General features: G+C 53.0%; 14 protein-coding genes. 8 read left to right on the top strand and 6 right to left on the bottom strand.

Annotation, left to right across the window (positions count from 1 at the left end; all coding sequences use genetic code 11):
- The first annotated feature begins 24 nt into the window (after positions 1-24).
- The 4 genes from tyrB to ACSIPU_RS12455 all read left to right on the top strand — a co-directional run bounded on the left by tyrB (position 25) and on the right by ACSIPU_RS12455 (position 3,043).
- Positions 25-1,218, top strand: a complete 1,194-nt coding sequence (gene tyrB, locus ACSIPU_RS12470; protein WP_004109518.1) for an aromatic amino acid transaminase — start codon at positions 25-27, stop codon at positions 1,216-1,218.
- A gap of 196 nt (positions 1,219-1,414) precedes the next feature.
- Positions 1,415-2,128, top strand: coding sequence for an acid phosphatase AphA (gene aphA / locus ACSIPU_RS12465; RefSeq protein WP_004109510.1), 714 nt, complete (start codon positions 1,415-1,417; stop codon positions 2,126-2,128).
- 142 nt (positions 2,129-2,270) lie between these two features.
- Complete coding sequence (locus ACSIPU_RS12460) at positions 2,271-2,687, top strand: secondary thiamine-phosphate synthase enzyme YjbQ (RefSeq protein WP_004109507.1); 417 nt, start codon at positions 2,271-2,273, stop codon at positions 2,685-2,687.
- 2 nt (positions 2,688-2,689) lie between these two features.
- On the top strand, positions 2,690-3,043 hold the full coding sequence (locus ACSIPU_RS12455) for an MmcQ/YjbR family DNA-binding protein (RefSeq protein ID WP_004097793.1): 354 nt from the start codon (positions 2,690-2,692) through the stop codon (positions 3,041-3,043).
- A gap of 2 nt (positions 3,044-3,045) precedes the next feature.
- On the opposite strand, the gene ACSIPU_RS12450 is transcribed toward ACSIPU_RS12455, so the two are convergent.
- The 3 genes from ACSIPU_RS12450 to uvrA form a co-directional block, all read right to left on the bottom strand.
- Entirely contained in the window at positions 3,046-3,360 is a 315-nt protein-coding gene (locus tag ACSIPU_RS12450) for a hypothetical protein (RefSeq protein WP_196557765.1), read from the bottom strand.
- 2 nt (positions 3,361-3,362) lie between these two features.
- Positions 3,363-3,773: a hypothetical protein gene (locus tag ACSIPU_RS12445; RefSeq protein WP_064343596.1), complete on the bottom strand. Its 411-nt coding sequence runs from the start codon at positions 3,771-3,773 to the stop codon at positions 3,363-3,365.
- A 133-nt stretch (positions 3,774-3,906) separates the two neighbouring features.
- Positions 3,907-6,732, bottom strand: a complete 2,826-nt coding sequence (uvrA, locus tag ACSIPU_RS12440) for an excinuclease ABC subunit UvrA (protein ID WP_196557767.1) — start codon at positions 6,730-6,732, stop codon at positions 3,907-3,909.
- A gap of 246 nt (positions 6,733-6,978) precedes the next feature.
- Here uvrA and ssb1 point away from each other — a divergent pair, with 246 nt between their 5' ends.
- Positions 6,979-7,506, top strand: coding sequence for a single-stranded DNA-binding protein SSB1 (gene ssb1 / locus ACSIPU_RS12435; protein ID WP_004097799.1), 528 nt, complete (start codon positions 6,979-6,981; stop codon positions 7,504-7,506).
- 86 nt (positions 7,507-7,592) lie between these two features.
- Here the strand turns inward: ssb1 and ACSIPU_RS12430 are convergent, their stop codons facing one another.
- Positions 7,593-9,206 carry a lytic transglycosylase F gene (locus tag ACSIPU_RS12430; RefSeq protein WP_204746150.1) on the bottom strand — a complete coding sequence of 538 codons (1,614 nt, stop codon included), beginning with the start codon at positions 9,204-9,206 and terminating at the stop codon, positions 7,593-7,595.
- Positions 9,207-9,809: 603 nt separating this feature from the next.
- Between ACSIPU_RS12430 and ACSIPU_RS12425 the strand changes: the two genes are divergently transcribed.
- Positions 9,810-12,071, top strand: a complete 2,262-nt coding sequence (locus tag ACSIPU_RS12425) for a TonB-dependent siderophore receptor (RefSeq protein WP_142477630.1) — start codon at positions 9,810-9,812, stop codon at positions 12,069-12,071.
- 267 nt (positions 12,072-12,338) lie between these two features.
- Here the strand turns inward: ACSIPU_RS12425 and ACSIPU_RS12420 are convergent, their stop codons facing one another.
- Positions 12,339-12,686 carry a helix-turn-helix domain-containing protein gene (locus ACSIPU_RS12420; protein ID WP_016808427.1) on the bottom strand — a complete coding sequence of 116 codons (348 nt, stop codon included), beginning with the start codon at positions 12,684-12,686 and terminating at the stop codon, positions 12,339-12,341.
- 445 nt (positions 12,687-13,131) lie between these two features.
- Between ACSIPU_RS12420 and bamA the strand changes: the two genes are divergently transcribed.
- Together bamA and iraM are read left to right on the top strand one after the other, a co-directional pair.
- Positions 13,132-15,555, top strand: a complete 2,424-nt coding sequence (gene bamA, locus ACSIPU_RS12415) for an outer membrane protein assembly factor BamA (protein ID WP_004109489.1) — start codon at positions 13,132-13,134, stop codon at positions 15,553-15,555.
- Between the two features lie 320 nt (positions 15,556-15,875).
- On the top strand, positions 15,876-16,265 hold the full coding sequence (gene iraM, locus ACSIPU_RS12410; protein ID WP_004109486.1) for an anti-adapter protein IraM: 390 nt from the start codon (positions 15,876-15,878) through the stop codon (positions 16,263-16,265).
- 289 nt (positions 16,266-16,554) lie between these two features.
- Here iraM and ACSIPU_RS12405 read toward each other — a convergent pair whose 3' ends face one another.
- The gene (locus ACSIPU_RS12405) at positions 16,555-16,836 is read right to left on the bottom strand and encodes a YjcB family protein (RefSeq protein ID WP_004109483.1); all 282 of its coding nucleotides are present in this window, start codon (positions 16,834-16,836) and stop codon (positions 16,555-16,557) included.
- Positions 16,837-16,923 lie beyond the last annotated feature (87 nt).

Here is a 16,923-nt window from a genome sequence, read left to right as displayed (position 1 = left end):
CATGTAAACCTGGAGAAACATCACGTGTTTCAGAAAGTTGACGCCTACGCTGGCGATCCCATTCTCTCCCTGATGGAGCGTTTTAAAGACGATCCGCGTAGTGACAAAGTAAACCTCAGCATCGGTCTTTATTACAACGAAGACGGCATTATTCCGCAGCTGCAGGCGGTTGCCGAAGCGGAGGCGCGCCTTAATGCTCAGCCGCACGGCGCCTCAATCTATTTACCTATGGAAGGACTGAACGCCTACCGTCACGCTATCGCGCCGCTGTTGTTCGGTGCCGATCATCCGGTACTGGCGCAACATCGCGTGGCCTCCATTCAGACGTTGGGCGGCTCCGGCGCCCTGAAAGTCGGCGCTGATTTCCTGAAACGCTACTTCTCGGGCTCGCAGGTGTGGGTTAGCGATCCGACGTGGGAAAACCATATCGCGATATTCGAAGGGGCTGGATTCGAAGTAAGTACTTACCCATGGTTTGATGATAAAACCAATGGCGTGCGTTTTGAGGCGTTCCTGGAAAAACTCAAATCGCTACCGGAGCGCGATATTGTGCTGCTGCATCCGTGCTGCCATAACCCAACGGGAGCCGATCTCAGCAATGCGCAGTGGGACGACGTCGTTGAGGTGCTGAAAGCGCGTCATTTAATTCCTTTCCTCGATATTGCCTATCAGGGCTTTGGCGCCGGCATGGAAGAGGATGCCTACGCTATCCGCGCCATTGCGCGCGCCGGGATCCCGCTGCTGGTGAGCAACTCCTTCTCGAAAATCTTCTCCCTGTATGGTGAACGCGTGGGCGGACTGTCGATCGTCTGTGAAGATGCAGAAACCGCGGGTCGTGTACTGGGGCAATTGAAAGCGACCGTACGGCGCAACTACTCCAGCCCGCCGAACTTTGGCGCGCAGGTCGTGGCGGCGGTACTGGGCGACAGCGAGCTGAAAGCCTCATGGCTGGCGGAAGTGGAAGAGATGCGTACCCGTATTCTGGCCATGCGTCACGAGCTGGTGAATGTGCTGAAAGAGACGGTGCCGGGCGGTGATTTTGATTACCTGCTTAAGCAGCGCGGCATGTTTAGCTATACCGGTTTCAGCCCAGCCCAGGTTGACCGCCTGCGCGATGAGTTCGGTGTCTATCTGATCGCCAGCGGCCGTATGTGCGTAGCCGGGCTGAATTCAGGCAACGTGCGGCGCGTCGCGCAGGCATTTGCTGCTGTAATATAAGTTTTTCCTGACCTTTTTTGCCCGCGTCAAATCATGACGCGGGTAATTCCCTACCTGAAGTGTGATCATTCTCTTTTTATATGACATCAGAGCAGAAAAATCTTCCTATCCGCGTCAGCGGGGGGTAAGGTCTTGATGCATTAATAAGCGTACACATTATTGAAAATTATAACGATTCGATTATTTAGGGAAAAATATGCGCAAGATCACCCTGGCCTTTGGGGCCGTCTGCTTACTGTTCACGCTAAATAGCTCCGTCGTTGCTCGCGCTTCCACACCGCAGCCGCTGTGGACGGGCACCAATATGGCGAAACTCGCCGAACAGGCGCCGATCCATTGGGTTTCCGTGGCCCAGATTGAAAATAGCCTGTTGGGGCGCCAGCCGATGGCCGTCGGGTTTGATATTGATGATACCGTCCTGTTTTCCAGCCCGGGCTTCTGGCGCGGGCAGAAAACCTATTCCCCCGGCAGCGATGATTACCTGAAAAATCCGGAGTTCTGGGAAAAAATGAACAACGGCTGGGATGAATTCAGCATGCCGAAAGAGGTGGCGCGCCAGCTGATTGCGATGCACGTGAAGCGCGGCGATAGCATCTATTTTGTGACCGGACGTAGCCAGACCAAAACCGAAACGGTAACGAAAACCCTACAGGATGATTTTCTCATCCCGGCAGCGAATATGAACCCGGTTATTTTTGCTGGCGATAAGCCCGGTCAGAACACCAAAACGCAGTGGCTACAGGAGAAAGGGATCAAAGTCTTCTACGGCGATTCGGATAACGATATCTCCGCCGCCCGAGAGGTAGGCGCGCGTGGGATCCGTATATTGCGAGCCTCGAATTCCTCCTATAAACCTCTGCCGATGGCGGGCGCTCAGGGCGAAGAGGTCATTGTGAATTCAGAATATTAAGCCATCCATCGGCGTAAACATCATTAGCTCAAACGGCAGCCGACGCGCTGCCGTTTTTTTGTGCAAAATAGCGCGTCGGAGGTTTTACCTTTTCGCTTATTGCTGCACACTTAGGAAGGTTGATCGGTAAAAGGAGCGGTTTATGTGGCATCAGCAAACTCTGACCTTAGGCCCGAAATCACGGGGCTTTCATCTGGTCACTGATGAGGTTTTAAGCCAGATTCCCCAGCTTTCGGGAGTTAAAACTGGCCTGCTGCATTTGCTGCTCCAGCATACATCTGCTTCCCTGACGCTAAATGAAAACTGCGATCCGACCGTCCGCTACGATATGGAACAACATTTTCTGCATGCCGTACCGGATAATGCGCCGTATGAACACGATTATGAAGGTCCTGATGATATGCCCTCGCACATTAAATCTTCGATGCTGGGCGTATCGCTGATGCTGCCCGTTCAGGACGGACGCGTCAGGCTGGGGACCTGGCAGGGTATCTGGCTAGGGGAGCATCGTATTCACGGCGGATCGCGCCATATCATCGCGACGCTAATGGGGGAATAAAAATGACAATTTCGGATTTATTGCAGTACTGCATGGCAAAGCCGGGCGCTGAACAAAGCGTACATAGCGACTGGAAAGCGACGCAGATCAAAGCGGCGGACGTCCTGTTTGCGATGGTAAAAGAGGTGGAGGACAATCGGCCTGCGGTATCGTTAAAAACCAGCCCCGAGCTTGCGGAACTGCTAAGGCAGCAGCATCGCGACGTTCGCCCCAGCAAACATCTCAATAAAGCACACTGGAGTACGGTGTTTCTGGATGGCTCCCTGCCTGATTCGCAAATTTACTACCTGGTGGATGCTTCATACCAGCAGGCGCTTGATTCTCTTTCCGAGGCTAAGCGTAAACTATTGCCATAGCGTTAAATCCTCCCCAGCGCCAGCAGGGTCACATCAAACAGGCGAAGCAGCGTGGAGTGCAGGTGCGTCTGCATGGCGATCTGTTCATTGCTGGCGCGAATGCTGGCAATATCGCGCTGCCCTTCGAGGAGCAGAATGAGGTCGTCCTGACTTAACCAGCCGCGCGCTTTCTCCTGTAATGCCTGAAGCGTGAGCATTCCGGCGTGGCGAATGCCGCTGTCTTCATCATTTACTATCGCCTCCATAAGCTGTAGCCATTCTGCCGTATTCACGCCTGCGCCGGTCACCTGGGCGCTGACTTCTTTAATGATGGACATGGTTATCTCCCTGAACGCAGCTGTTCGCCGCTGATGGCCTGCTGATAAAGATATTCCGTTTGTTGCGCCAGAGCTCCGGCCGTGAAGGGCGTCAGCGCTGCATCCTGGCGGGAAACATGCGTGTAAAGCCGCTGATAATTCTTCTCCAGCACGCGCAGATTATTCTGCCGCAGCGCATCACCGTCGCTTAATGCCAGGCTAAATAGCTGACGAATCTGGCGATCCTCTTGTCTTAGTAAGCGTTGGTCGACCGGCGCTGTCGCCGCATCGCTGATGAACTGCAGATGACGCTGTTCCAGCATCAATAGCTGCTGGTGGGCCGTATTGCTGTAGCCGTCTACCCAGCTGCAGGCGGTTGTCACCAATAGCGCCGCGATAAGAGTGAATTGATAAAATCCGTGTTTGAAAGACATGATGCATCCTGCAATTTATGGCCGTGACGCTATCTGATGACAGATGTCGTGCGGCCGCAAATCACAAAATATCAGCGGGAGAAAAATGAGAAGAAATGATGCCTCTTCCCGGGACGAGAAGAGGCAGGTGAGGTTACTTCAGCATGGGCTTGAGGAAGCGAGCGGTATATGAAGCCTCGCATTCGGCGACCGTTTCCGGGGTTCCGGAAACGAGGATCTCTCCGCCGCCGCTTCCGCCTTCCGGCCCAAGGTCAACGATCCAGTCAGCCGTTTTGATGACATCCAGGTTATGCTCAATCACCACGATGGTATTACCCTGATCGCGCAGCTGATGCAGTACTTCCAGCAGCTGCTGAATATCGGCAAAGTGCAGACCGGTGGTCGGTTCATCAAGGATATACAGCGTCTGCCCGGTACCGCGTTTGGACAGCTCGCGCGCCAGCTTGACGCGCTGGGCCTCGCCGCCGGAGAGCGTAGTTGCCGACTGGCCAAGGCGAATATAGGTCAGCCCGACGTCCATCAGCGTTTGCAGCTTACGCGCCAGCGCCGGAACCGCATCGAAGAACTCACGGGCTTCTTCAATGGTCATATCCAGCACTTCATGAATCGTTTTGCCTTTGTACTTAATCTCCAGCGTTTCGCGGTTATAGCGTTTGCCTTTGCACTGGTCGCACGGTACGTAGATATCCGGCAGGAAGTGCATCTCGACTTTGATTACGCCGTCGCCCTGGCAGGCTTCACAGCGGCCGCCGCGCACGTTAAAGCTGAAGCGGCCCGGCGTGTAGCCACGCGAACGTGATTCAGGTACGCCGGCAAACAGTTCACGGACCGGAGTAAAGACGCCGGTATAGGTGGCCGGGTTGGAGCGCGGCGTACGACCGATTGGGCTCTGGTCGATGTCGATCACTTTATCGAAATGTTCCAGACCCTGTACATCGCGGTACGGCGCCGGTTCCGCAATGGTGGCACCGTTGAGCTGGCGCTGGGCAATCGGGAACAGCGTGTCATTGATCAGCGTGGATTTACCCGACCCTGAAACGCCGGTAATACAGGTGAAGAGCCCCACCGGCAGCGTCAGCGTTACGTCTTTCAGGTTGTTACCGCGCGCGCCGGACAGCTTCAGCACTTTCTCTGGATTCGCGGGTACGCGCTGTTTCGGTACCTCAATTTTACGCTTGCCGCTCATGAACTGGCCGGTCAGTGATTCCGGCACCGCCATGATATCTTCCAGCTTACCCTCGGCAACGACCTGACCGCCGTGCACGCCGGCGCCAGGGCCGATATCGATAACGTGGTCAGCGGCGCGAATAGCGTCTTCATCGTGCTCAACGACAATCACCGTGTTGCCGAGATTACGCAGGTGGATAAGGGTTCCCAGCAGGCGTTCGTTATCGCGCTGGTGCAGACCGATAGAGGGCTCATCCAGTACGTACATCACGCCGACCAGGCCTGCGCCGATCTGGCTGGCGAGGCGGATACGCTGCGCTTCGCCGCCGGAGAGGGTCTCCGCCGAACGGGAGAGCGTCAGGTAGTTCAGGCCGACATTGACGAGGAATTTCAGACGATCGCCAATCTCTTTCAGTACTTTTTCGGCAATTTGCGCGCGCTGGCCGGAGAGCTTCAGGTTGTTGAAGAAGTCCATCGCGTGACCGATGCTCATGTCTGAGATGGTCGGCAGCGGCGTATTTTCCACAAACACGTGTCGCGCTTCGCGCTTAAGGCGCGTCCCTTCACAGCTGGCGCAGGGACGATTGCTAATGAATTTAGCTAACTCTTCGCGTACTGCGCTGGATTCCGTCTCTTTATAACGGCGCTCCATATTATGCAGCACGCCTTCAAACGGATGGCGGCGTACGGAGGTATCGCCGCGATCGTTCATATATTTGAATTCAATATTCTCTTTGCCTGAACCGTACAGCACGACCTTTTGTACGCTGGTATTGAGCGTGCCCCAGGGCGCTTCAACGTCGAATTCATAATGTTCCGCCAGCGACTTCAGCATCTGGAAGTAGTAAAAATTGCGCCGATCCCAGCCGCGAATCGCTCCGCCCGCCAGCGACAGCTCAGGGTTCTGAATCACGCGCTCCGGATCGAAATACTGCTGGACGCCGAGGCCGTCGCAGGTCGGGCAAGCGCCTGCCGGGTTGTTGAAGGAGAACAGGCGCGGTTCCAGTTCGCGCATGCTGTAGCCGCAAATCGGGCAGGCGAAGTTGGCGGAAAACAGCAGCTCTTCGGCGTTCGGATCGTCCATATTGGCGACGATGGCGGTGCCGCCCGACAGCTCCAGCGCGGTCTCAAAGGACTCGGCCAGACGCGTGCTGAGATCGTCGCGGACCTTAAAGCGGTCGATCACGACTTCGATGGTATGTTTCTTTTGCAGCTCCAGCTTCGGCGGATCGGAGAGATCGCAGACTTCGCCGTCGATCCTCGCGCGGATATAGCCCTGCCCGGCGAGGTTTTCCAGCGTTTTGTTATGTTCGCCTTTGCGCTCTTTAATGATCGGCGCCAGCAGCATCAGGCGCTGACCTTCAGGCTGGGAGAGAACATTATCCACCATCTGGCTCACGGTTTGCGCCGCCAGCGGCACATCGTGATCCGGGCAGCGGGGCTCGCCGACGCGCGCGTACAGCAGGCGCAGATAGTCGTGAATTTCGGTAATGGTGCCTACCGTAGAGCGGGGGTTGTGGGACGTTGATTTCTGTTCAATGGAAATCGCCGGCGACAGCCCTTCAATATGGTCGACGTCGGGCTTCTCCATCAGCGACAGGAACTGCCGCGCGTAGGCGGAGAGCGATTCAACGTAGCGACGCTGCCCTTCGGCATACAACGTGTCGAAAGCCAGTGAGGATTTGCCTGAACCCGAAAGCCCGGTGACGACAATGAGTTTGTCGCGCGGGATGACGAGGTTGATATTTTTGAGATTATGGGTGCGGGCGCCCCGAACTTCGATCTTATCCATTCACCTTTCCCGGTAGATACGCGGATTGCCTGGTTTGTTAGAAGGACAAACGGCAGAAACGGCTAATTATGACACAATTTAACCTGTTTGAATATACAGTATTGGAATGCATTTTCCGGCGAGGTATGCAAAAATGTCGTACCGCGAGAGTTCTCTGGAACATACTTCCCAGCTATCAACATAGCACCTGGAAATGGTACACTCGCGCGTTTACACTATTAAGAAACGCATTCAGGAGACACAAACATGGCCAGCAGAGGCGTAAACAAGGTGATTCTCGTCGGTAATCTGGGCCAGGACCCGGAAGTACGCTACATGCCGAGTGGTGGCGCAGTTGCCAACATTACGCTGGCTACTTCCGAATCCTGGCGTGATAAAGCGACCGGTGAGATGAAAGAGCAGACTGAATGGCACCGCGTTGTGCTGTTCGGCAAACTGGCGGAAGTGGCCGGCGAATATCTGCGCAAAGGTTCTCAGGTCTATATTGAAGGCCAGCTGCGCACCCGTAAATGGACTGACCAATCCGGTCAGGAAAAATACACCACCGAGGTTGTAGTCAACGTTGGCGGCACGATGCAAATGCTCGGCGGTCGTCAGCAGGGCGCGGGCGCCCCGGCAGGCGGTGGTCAGCAGCAGGGCGGTTGGGGACAGCCTCAGCAGCCGCAGGGCGGAAACCAGTTCAGCGGCGGCGCGCAGTCGCGTCCGCAGCAGCAGGCTCCGGCAGCGCCTTCCAATGAGCCGCCGATGGACTTTGACGACGATATTCCGTTCTAACGAAGCGTTAGCGTCGTAAAGCCCTCTCTTAAAAAGCCCCTGTTTGGGGCTTTTTCTATTTTCTGACACAGCTTATCTGCATTAATTCACTGTGTGGCAGGTGTGGCAGGTGTGGCAGGTGTGGCAGGTGTGGCAGGTGTGGCAGGTGTGGCAGGTGTGGCAGGTGTGGCTGTCGGATTTACTGCCGACGCGACCTGATTTTTAGAAGCCGCCGTCGCCTGCTGCTTACGCGCCATTTCATCCACGATCAGCCGGTAAGCAATGTAGTACTTATAGATATTGCTGACATAGCTTACGGTCTCGGAGCCGATTTTCTCGGCGGCCAGATACTCAACGTTGCCAAACCACACGTTCGGGTCAAAACCGCGCCTTTTAGTATCCGCCCGTAGCCGGGCAATGCGCCCGGGGCCCGCGTTATAAGAGGCGAACGAGAATAGCGCCTTATCAAGCTGGGTCATCGGTTCATCGCCATAGTAGCGGTCTATCATCCAGCGCATGTATTTCACCCCCGCATGAATATTGGGGTCGAGCTGCTTAATATCGCCGACGTTGAGCTCCTTACCGGTGCTCGGCATGACCTGCATAACGCCAATGGCGCCGACGTGGCTACGCACCGACTGATTAAGCCGCGATTCCTGATACCCCTGAGCGGCCATCAGCAGCCAGTCAACATCGTAGCGATCGCCATATTTGCGAAAGATCTCCACCATGGCCAGAAATTTACGCCGTTCTTTTTGCCCCGCCGCGTTTTTAACGTAGCTGGCATCCTTCAGGTAGCGCAGCAGTATCGTATTACCCAGCCTGCTGCCCTGGCGATTCTTATTGATGAACGCATTAAGCAGGGCCAGCAGCTGCGGGCTATTGTTACGTACCGCCCAGCCGATATTACCTTCGTCGCGCAGAACAATGTTCTGATGAACCTGAATCCTGGGGAAGACCTGTTTCCAGAACAGGGCCTTGTGGCGGTCGACCACGATCAATGGGATCAGGCCCGCGCTGAGCATCTCTATCAGATCCTCATCTTCCAGCGCTTCGGGCGCCGGTTCGATGGTGATGGGGGGCAGCGATTGCTGCGCAAAGCGTGCGTTGAGCGCGACCAGGCTCGCGTAATAGCTGGATGAGGTGCGGACGAAGACCGTTTTACCGGAAAGCTGCTGTAGATTGTCCACTTTGGGAGAGCCGGGACCAGAAAGAAGCAGCTCCTGAACGTGAGAATAGAGCGGTGCAGTAAAGGTCATCTCCTGCTGACGCTCAGGCGTGATCGTCAGGTTGGCGGCAATAATATCCCCTTTTCCTGCGTTAAGCGCGCTGATGAGCTGGTCACGGGCCACCGGAACAAAGATGATCCGCACTTTAAGGTGACGATGCTTGAGCTTTTTCTCTTTCGCCAGGCTTTGATTGAGACTGCGTTCAAACTCCATAAATATATCGTGAGTCGCGCCGCGCTGGGTGCCTTTATTGATAAAGAAAAAAGTTTTGCTGAAGGGGGTTAATACGCGAATGGTTCGCCGGTCGAGCATACCCGGTAAATCTCCCCTCCATGGCTGTAGCATATCGTCAACGTTGACTTCCAGGGCGTCGCGTTCCGCTGGTTCTGATAGTTTGTTCTCTGTAGCCGCGTAACCGGATGTGAGGCACAGTAGCGCGGCAAAGCATGCCAGCCAGCCGACAAGGTATCGATAGAACGACGAAGTGTTCATGGCGCGGTGCTCCGCAGGGGGATGGTCTTATTTTAGTCAATTTCTGGCCGTTAGCATGTCCGCGAACAAGTGTGAGAATCGGTTAGCCGGTTATTTTAATTATTTTATTAATTAGCATGCTCGGTATTTTTGGCGAGATTATAAAACTATAAATCTCTAATTAATTGTGGAGGCAATATGGTTGAATTATGCTTTTTTAATGTGGATGTTATTCATTTTTTTAATTTCTATTCCTGCTAAATGCGCTTCTGCTATTTATATCTTTTTGTTTTTATTACATTAAATAAAAACATTCATGCGATAAATGATTATCGACTTGATAATAAATCTCATTTCTAATAACGTTGTGTGGCACAATAATCCTATTACTGCTGTTCGGCAAAGGCTATCAAAGAATAGCGTGGCGCGTTTATTTCTTCGTTTTTGCCAGAGTAATAAATCTATTTTGGCCACCCATTATGATTGCTATCTCGCTATTTAAGCGGGAGGGCCTGACTACGCCAAAAAGAGATGTTGCTCTATGCAGGGAAGTCATTGCCGTTGTTTATCTGACGGAAGAAGAAGGCGTGCCCCGACAGCAAAAAAGAAAACAGGGCATATTCCATGAAACACAGTTCACACTACTCGCTGGCCGCGCTGATCCCGATGGCCATCTGGGGAGGGATGCTGCCAGCGCAGGCCGCTGATGGCACGACTCCAGACGATACGAAGAAATCTGAAACGACTGCGGTAAATGACGATGAAACCATGGTGGTCACCGCGGCGGCGCAAACGCTGCAAGCCCCCGGAGTATCCACCATCACCGCCGAAGAAATCCGTAAACATCCGCCCGCGCGCGATGTCTCCGAGCTGATTCGTACCCAGCCCGGCGTCAACCTCACCGGTAACTCTACCAGCGGGCAGCGCGGCAATAACCGCCAGGTCGATATCCGCGGCATGGGGCCGGAGAACACCCTGATTCTGGTGGATGGTAAACCGGTGACCAGCCGTAATTCCGTGCGCTATGGCTGGCGCGGCGACCGCGATACCCGCGGTGATACCAGCTGGGTGCCGGCGGAAATGATCGACCATATCGACGTCATTCGCGGCCCTGCTGCGGCCCGCTACGGTAACGGCGCGATGGGCGGAGTGGTCAATATCGTCACTAAACCGGCCACCAGCGAGTGGCATGGTTCATGGAATACCTATATGAACGCGCCTCAGCACCGTAAAGAGGGCGCGACGAAACGGACAAACTTTAGCCTCAACGGCCCGCTATCGGATGAGGTCAGCTTTAATTTATGGGGAAATCTGAGCAAAACGCAGGCCGATGCCCAGGATATTAATTCCGGTCATGAAGCAGCGCGAACCGGTAGCTATGCGGGATCGTATCCTGCAGGACGCGAAGGGGTAGTGAATAAAGATATTCACGGCAAGCTGCGCTGGGAGTTTGCGCCAATGCAGGCGCTGGAGTTTGAAACCGGCTACAGCCGCCAGGGCAACCTGTATGCAGGGGATACCCAGAATACTAACACCAGCACGTTGGTGAAAAGTATGTACGGTAAAGAGACTAACCGTCTCTATCGTCAGACTTACGGCGTGACGTGGACCGGCGGCTGGGATAACGGCGTGACCAGCAATACCTGGGCGCAGTATGAGCACACCCGTAACTCGCGCATGAACGAGGGGCTGGCGGGCGGAACGGAAGGGATCTTCTCCAGCAGCGAATTCTCCGATATCGACCTGTCGGATGTGCTGCTGCACAGCGAGGTCAATATTCCGTTTACCCTGGGATTTGAGCAGAATCTGACGCTGGGTACCGAGTGGAACCAGCAGCGGATGAAGGATGGCGTGTCGACTACCCAGTCACTCTCTTATGGCTCCATTGACGGCGTTTCGGCAACCGGTCGTAGTCCTTATTCCAGCGCCGAGATCTTCTCGCTGTTTACCGAAGACAATATCGAGCTGACCGATAGCACTATGCTGACGCCCGCTCTGCGCTTCGATCATCACAGCATCGTCGGTAATAACTGGAGCCCATCGCTGAATCTCTCGCAGGGGCTGGCGGATGACTGGACGCTGAAGCTGGGGATCGCCCGCGCCTATAAAGCGCCGAACCTTTATCAGCTTAACCCGAACTATATCCTCTACAGCAACGGCCAGGGTTGCTATGCCAGTAGCTCAGCCTGTTACCTGATGGGGAATAGCGATCTGAAGGCGGAAACCAGCGTCAATAAAGAGATTGGCCTTGAGTATAAGCACAATGGCTATCAGGCCGGGCTGACTTACTTCCGTAACGATTACCATAACAAGATTGAATCGGGCTACTCGGCGGTGGGGACGGCCAGCAACGGCACCACCAATATTTACCAATGGGAAAACGTACCGAAGGCGCTGGTTGAAGGGCTGGAGGGCTCGCTGAATCTCCCGGTAAGCGAAACGGTCAACTGGAGCAACAACCTGACGTGGATGCTGCAGAGTAAGAATAAGACCACCGGCGATCGCCTGTCGGTGATCCCGCAGTTTACGCTGAACTCTACCCTGAGCTGGCAGGCACGCGACGATCTTTCGCTGCAGAGCACGTTCACCTGGTATGGCCGCCAGAAACCTAAACGCTTCAATTATAAAGGCGAGTCTGTTTCCGGCAGCGAGCTGAACGAAGTGAGCCCGTACAGCATTGTCGGTCTTAGCGCGACCTGGGATGTGAATAAAAACCTGAGCCTGACCAGCGGAGTGGACAACCTGTTCGATATTCGCCACTACCGTGCCGGTAACGCGCAGACGACGGGAAATTCGACGACCGGCGCTTATCTGTATGGTGCAGGCGCGGAAACTTATAATGAATCGGGGCGGACGTTTTATGTCAGCGTGAATACGCATTTCTGATTAACGATTCAAACATCCGCCGGAATAATGAACTATTCCGGCTTGTTATTTTTTATGCCGGGAAAAACCAGTGATATAAATTATGACAAAATCTCCACGGCCTCTACACAATTAATTCAACTTAGCAGCCTACAATGAATCCTGTTAATCGGATCTGCTTGATCCCGGAAACGGTTAACGGTGGCATCCTGCCATTTCCATTCTAAAGTAGTTCCTCTTCCCCCTTCCATTCCCAACCGCAGCAATGCGGAGGAGGGGGATCCTCTATCAGGTCAGGTTCAGGCTTCTGCGAAACTGCGTTGGTGTCATCGTATAATACCTCTTAAAGGTTCGGTTAAAGGCGCTGATATCTTCATAACCAGCCATCAGACAAATATCAACGATGCGGAAAGGCGGGTTGATCTGCAATAAATTAAGGGATAGTTGCATTCGCTGCTGGCGGATATACGCCATCGGCGACATGTTAAAATAGTGGCGAAACAGGCGAAAGAGATGCCATTCGGAGTAGCCGGAAAAGCGGCTTAGCGCCTGCATCGTGAGCTTCTTTGCAAGATTGTTTTTTATCCATTGCACCAGTTCGTTAAGCACTGAACGCTGAATTTCATTTCGCGGCATAATGTCTACCCATTTCATTACTATAGAAATCTGGCTGCATAATTTATTCAATATCTCTTCATTTTATCTACGGGATTATGCGTTAATTTCTCCCTGTTCCTGGTTTATCCCAGAGAGCATCATTCCTAACAAGATCTTTTCCCCCTTTCAACCAATGAGAAAGGGGGCTTTTTGTTTTTTTAGTTAAAAAAACAAAAACTATAGAGTTTCGATGTTATGAGGAAATGCTTATCTGACCAGGCTCAAGAGGGAAGGTTCCGTAGAAAAATATTTTTTTCAATATTCTCTCGTATCCATATTTTCTCCATTTTCTCGTCATAATTGCGTGCAATTCTGCGCCTCGTTCAGGTTATTTAAGATTGCGTCAGCAACTGTCTGGTGCAATGAACAGCATTATTCCCGGCAGGTATCTGCTATTGCTAAATATCTTCTAGACGACACCTTCATGCTAAAAAAAACGAGTATCATCGCCGGTCTATTGATTTCCCCTTTAACGCTCTATGCATCAACTTCATATACGGTTGATGACATTCGTTTCGAGGGTCTACAGCGCGTTACCGTCGGCGCCGCGCTACTGAGCATGCCTGTTCATACAGGAGAAGAGGTTTCTAATGAGGATATCAGCGACTCGGTCCGCGCCCTGTATGCCAGCGGCAATTTTGACAACGTACAGATCCTGCGCGATGGCAGCACGCTGGTAGTACAGGTAAAAGAGCGGCCTACCATCGCTAAAATCAGTTTTTCCGGCAATAAATCCGTTAAGGACGATGCCCTGAAAGAGAACCTGGCCGCCAGCGGCATTGAAGAAGGCAGCGCGCTGGATCGCAATACCCTTACGGAAATAGAAAAAGGATTACAGGATTTCTATTACAGTACAGGAAAATACAGCGCTCAGGTTCATGCCGTCGTCACCCCGCTGCCGCGTAACCGCGTTGATTTAAAGTTTGTCTTTCAGGAGGGGGTCTCGGCGAAAATTGCGCAAATAAATATTATTGGCAACAAGGCTTTTAGTGAAGAAACATTATTGGATCAGCTGCAGCTACGTGACAGCGTTCCGTGGTGGAACGTGATTGGCGATAAGAAATATCAAAAGCAAAAGATGGCGGCGGATCTTGAAACCCTTCGTAGCTATTATCTCGATCGCGGCTATGCGCGTTTTAGCATAAATTCAAGCCAGGTGAGTATTACGCCGGATAAAAAATCGCTATATATCACCATTAATATTGCCGAAGGTGCTCGTTATAAAGTCGCCAGTACGATGGTGACCGGCGATATGGCGCAGCATAATCAGGAAATTGAGGCGCTGGTGAAGCCTTTAGCGGGGAAATGGTATAGCGGTGCGGAAATCACGGCAGTCGAGAACAGTATTAAGACGCTGCTGGGAAAATACGGCTATGCCTGGCCGCAGGTGAACACCACATCGGATATTAATGATGCGGAAAAAAGCGTCATTTTGCATATCAGTGTCGATGCCGGACGCCGTTATTCGGTACGCCAGATTCGCTTTCAGGGTAACGATACTTCCCGTGATGCGGTGCTGCGTCGCGAAATGCGCCAGATGGAAGGTGCGTGGCTGAATGATGAGAAGGTCGAGCAGGGAAAAACGCGGCTGGATCGTACAGGATTTTTCGAAACTGTCGACAAGCAGATTGTTCCGGTAAGCGGTAGCCAGGATCAGGTGGACGTGGTCTATAAGGTGAAGGAGCGCAATACCGGCTCCTTTAACGTGGGTCTGGGCTTCGGCACCGATAGCGGCGTGAGCTACCAGCTCGGCGTCACCCAGGATAACTGGCTGGGAACCGGTAATAGCGTCAGCTTCAACGGCACGCGCAACAGTTACCAGTCCTATCTTGAGCTGGGAGCGACAAACCCTTACTTCACCGTGGATGGCGTTAGCCTCGGCGGTAAAATCTTCTACAACAGCTACGACGCCTCGGATGCCGATTCCGGGAGTTACAACCAGCAAAGCTACGGCGTCGGCAGTACGCTGGGATTCCCGATTAGCGAGAATAACGCTCTTAACCTGGGCCTGGACTATGTCCATAACCGCCTGACCAATATGGACCCGGAGCTCACCACCTGGAGCTATCTTAACTCGCGGGGCATCTATCCTGACGTTGTCACCAAAGATGGCGATAGCGGTGCGACCTATAGCGCCAATGACTATTTTGCCAGCGTTGGCTGGAGCTATAACAATCTGGATCGCGGTTTCTTCCCCCGGGCGGGGAATAAAAGCAGCCTGACCGCCAAGGTTACCGTACCCGGTTCGGATAACAGCTATTACAAAGTGACTTTCGATACCACCCAGTATATGCCGCTGACCGAGAACAAAAGCTGGGTGTGGATGGAGCACCTGCGTGCGGGCTATGCCGATGGGCTGAACGGCAAATCGGTGCCGTTTTACGATAACTTTTATGCCGGTGGATCGTCGTCGGTTCGCGGATTTTCGTCCAATACGATTGGCCCAAAAGCAGCGTATTATCGTTGTAATGGTTCTGAAAGCAGCTACAGCACCTGTCCGCTGGATTCTTCATCCGATGCGGTTGGCGGTAACGCGATGGCGGTCCTGAACAGCGAATTTATTGTGCCGACGCCGTTTGTGAATGACAAATATGCCGACAGCCTGCGAACGTCGCTATTCCTCGATGCCGGTACGGTATGGAGTACCACCTGGCAAAATACCGGTCAGACGCTGGCGGCAGGGATCCCGGACTATGGCGACCCTTCGCATATCCGTATGTCTGCCGGGATTGCGGTGCAGTGGATGTCGCCGTTAGGCCCGCTGGTGTTTTCCTGGGCTGAGCCATTTAAAAAATACGATGGAGATAAAGCTGAGCAGTTCCAGTTTAATATTGGTAAAACCTGGTGATGCCCGCGTTTAATATGCGCACAATCGCTTAGATATTTTTGACTCACTCCCGGTGTAATATTACAGGCTACCGCTTTTGGTAGCCTGTAATTTATTGTCAATATATACTTATTTATGTATGTTCATTGCTGGCGCTATCGTTGATTATTATGGCTAACCATTCATTGTTATAATGCAATATTCACGCTACATCTTAGTGAGTATAAAGCGCTTTGAGTATTGTCTGATATCACATTATTAATCTATCGCCTTGCGGTTATCTATGATGAATGCTATCAATATATAGAGTCATTAATCAGCAATGCACGCAAGGATAGAAAATGAAATGGACTATTCATAATACTCTTGTCTGCCCGCATTCCGGGGTAGCTTTTTCCTCAATTTCCAGCCTGCGGTTTTTAAAGTTTATTCTGTGGTATGAGGCCGACATTTTATTACTGCCGGGAGAGTCGATAAAACTCTACTCATCGAGCGTGTTAATCAACGAGCAATATCATGCGGTAAAAGTTTATAACATCACGCGATACGATGAAGCGCAGTGGGAGAAGCTGCGGGAGCGGCCTTCCTGTCCTTATCATTCTACCGCCACGACGGCAGACTCCTGCCGTTACCAGGCGCTCTGCGCCATAAAACGCTGCCCGAACGACTTTCCACGTGCAGTACCGGGGCTGCCGTCGGGGCAGCACGATCTGGGCCAGCAGATACGGTAAAACCTGACCCGTATCTGGCCATTGTTGTTGTTCATGCAGGTGATGTATTGTCGCAAAGGGGGAGAGTGCAGCAGGTTCCCGGTGATTAAGGTCTTACTCTTCTCTGGTGGCCAGAAGAGACGCATCCTCCCGGAGGCGGCACGTAGTCCCTGTCCTCCGGGCTACCCTTTTGTTGGCCCTGTCGCCCGGCTATGCACAGTGCGGACCGGGGATTTTCGCTAACGGCGCTTCGCCAGTGCGGGCATTCACGATGGTGTGGGCGTGGCCGCCCGGATAAGGCGGCCCGAAATCAGGTCATCATCATCGGCCATTCAGGCGGAGTCTGGCTCATGACTTCAATCATCACGTCCTTGATATTGCCCCAGATTTTCGCCACGTCCAGCAGCGTAATGCCCAACAGACCGGTGGCAAACCAGCAGGCCGCGGCCAGGCCAATACAGCTACAGATTACCGCTAAACCGGCATAATCACTTTTACGCAGCTGAATGTTCAACGAGCTGGCCAGAAACATCAGCACTGCGCTCACGAGCGGCCAGCGCAAAAGTACGACACTGGTAGTAATGGAAGCCATCAACCTATCCTCAACGAAATTTGGAAGCCTTTGACAACCTGGCGAGACTGACGGTGATGCGATGCTCTGGCTATCTTCAGGCAAACA

This window comes from Klebsiella sp. HN106, assembly GCF_051209435.1.
Classification (GTDB): Bacteria; Pseudomonadota; Gammaproteobacteria; order Enterobacterales; family Enterobacteriaceae; genus Klebsiella; species Klebsiella oxytoca.
Note: the sequence above shows the minus strand (reverse complement) of the source record. Positions and strands in the feature narration are given on the sequence as shown.

What these genes read in the sequence shown, in the direction of transcription:
- uvrA (WP_196557767.1), bottom strand. Translation starts at nt 6,732, where the DNA reads ATGGATAAGATCGAAGTTCGGGGCGCCCGCACCCATAATCTCAAAAAT.
- iraM (WP_004109486.1), top strand. Translation starts at nt 15,876, where the DNA reads ATGAAATGGACTATTCATAATACTCTTGTCTGCCCGCATTCCGGGGTA.
- ACSIPU_RS12425 (WP_142477630.1), top strand. Translation starts at nt 9,810, where the DNA reads ATGAAACACAGTTCACACTACTCGCTGGCCGCGCTGATCCCGATGGCC.
- aphA (WP_004109510.1), top strand. Translation starts at nt 1,415, where the DNA reads ATGCGCAAGATCACCCTGGCCTTTGGGGCCGTCTGCTTACTGTTCACG.
- ACSIPU_RS12455 (WP_004097793.1), top strand. Translation starts at nt 2,690, where the DNA reads ATGACAATTTCGGATTTATTGCAGTACTGCATGGCAAAGCCGGGCGCT.
- ACSIPU_RS12450 (WP_196557765.1), bottom strand. Translation starts at nt 3,360, where the DNA reads ATGTCCATCATTAAAGAAGTCAGCGCCCAGGTGACCGGCGCAGGCGTG.
- ssb1 (WP_004097799.1), top strand. Translation starts at nt 6,979, where the DNA reads ATGGCCAGCAGAGGCGTAAACAAGGTGATTCTCGTCGGTAATCTGGGC.
- bamA (WP_004109489.1), top strand. Translation starts at nt 13,132, where the DNA reads ATGCTAAAAAAAACGAGTATCATCGCCGGTCTATTGATTTCCCCTTTA.
- ACSIPU_RS12460 (WP_004109507.1), top strand. Translation starts at nt 2,271, where the DNA reads ATGTGGCATCAGCAAACTCTGACCTTAGGCCCGAAATCACGGGGCTTT.
- ACSIPU_RS12405 (WP_004109483.1), bottom strand. Translation starts at nt 16,836, where the DNA reads ATGGCTTCCATTACTACCAGTGTCGTACTTTTGCGCTGGCCGCTCGTG.
- ACSIPU_RS12445 (WP_064343596.1), bottom strand. Translation starts at nt 3,773, where the DNA reads ATGTCTTTCAAACACGGATTTTATCAATTCACTCTTATCGCGGCGCTA.
- ACSIPU_RS12420 (WP_016808427.1), bottom strand. Translation starts at nt 12,686, where the DNA reads ATGCCGCGAAATGAAATTCAGCGTTCAGTGCTTAACGAACTGGTGCAA.
- ACSIPU_RS12430 (WP_204746150.1), bottom strand. Translation starts at nt 9,206, where the DNA reads ATGAACACTTCGTCGTTCTATCGATACCTTGTCGGCTGGCTGGCATGC.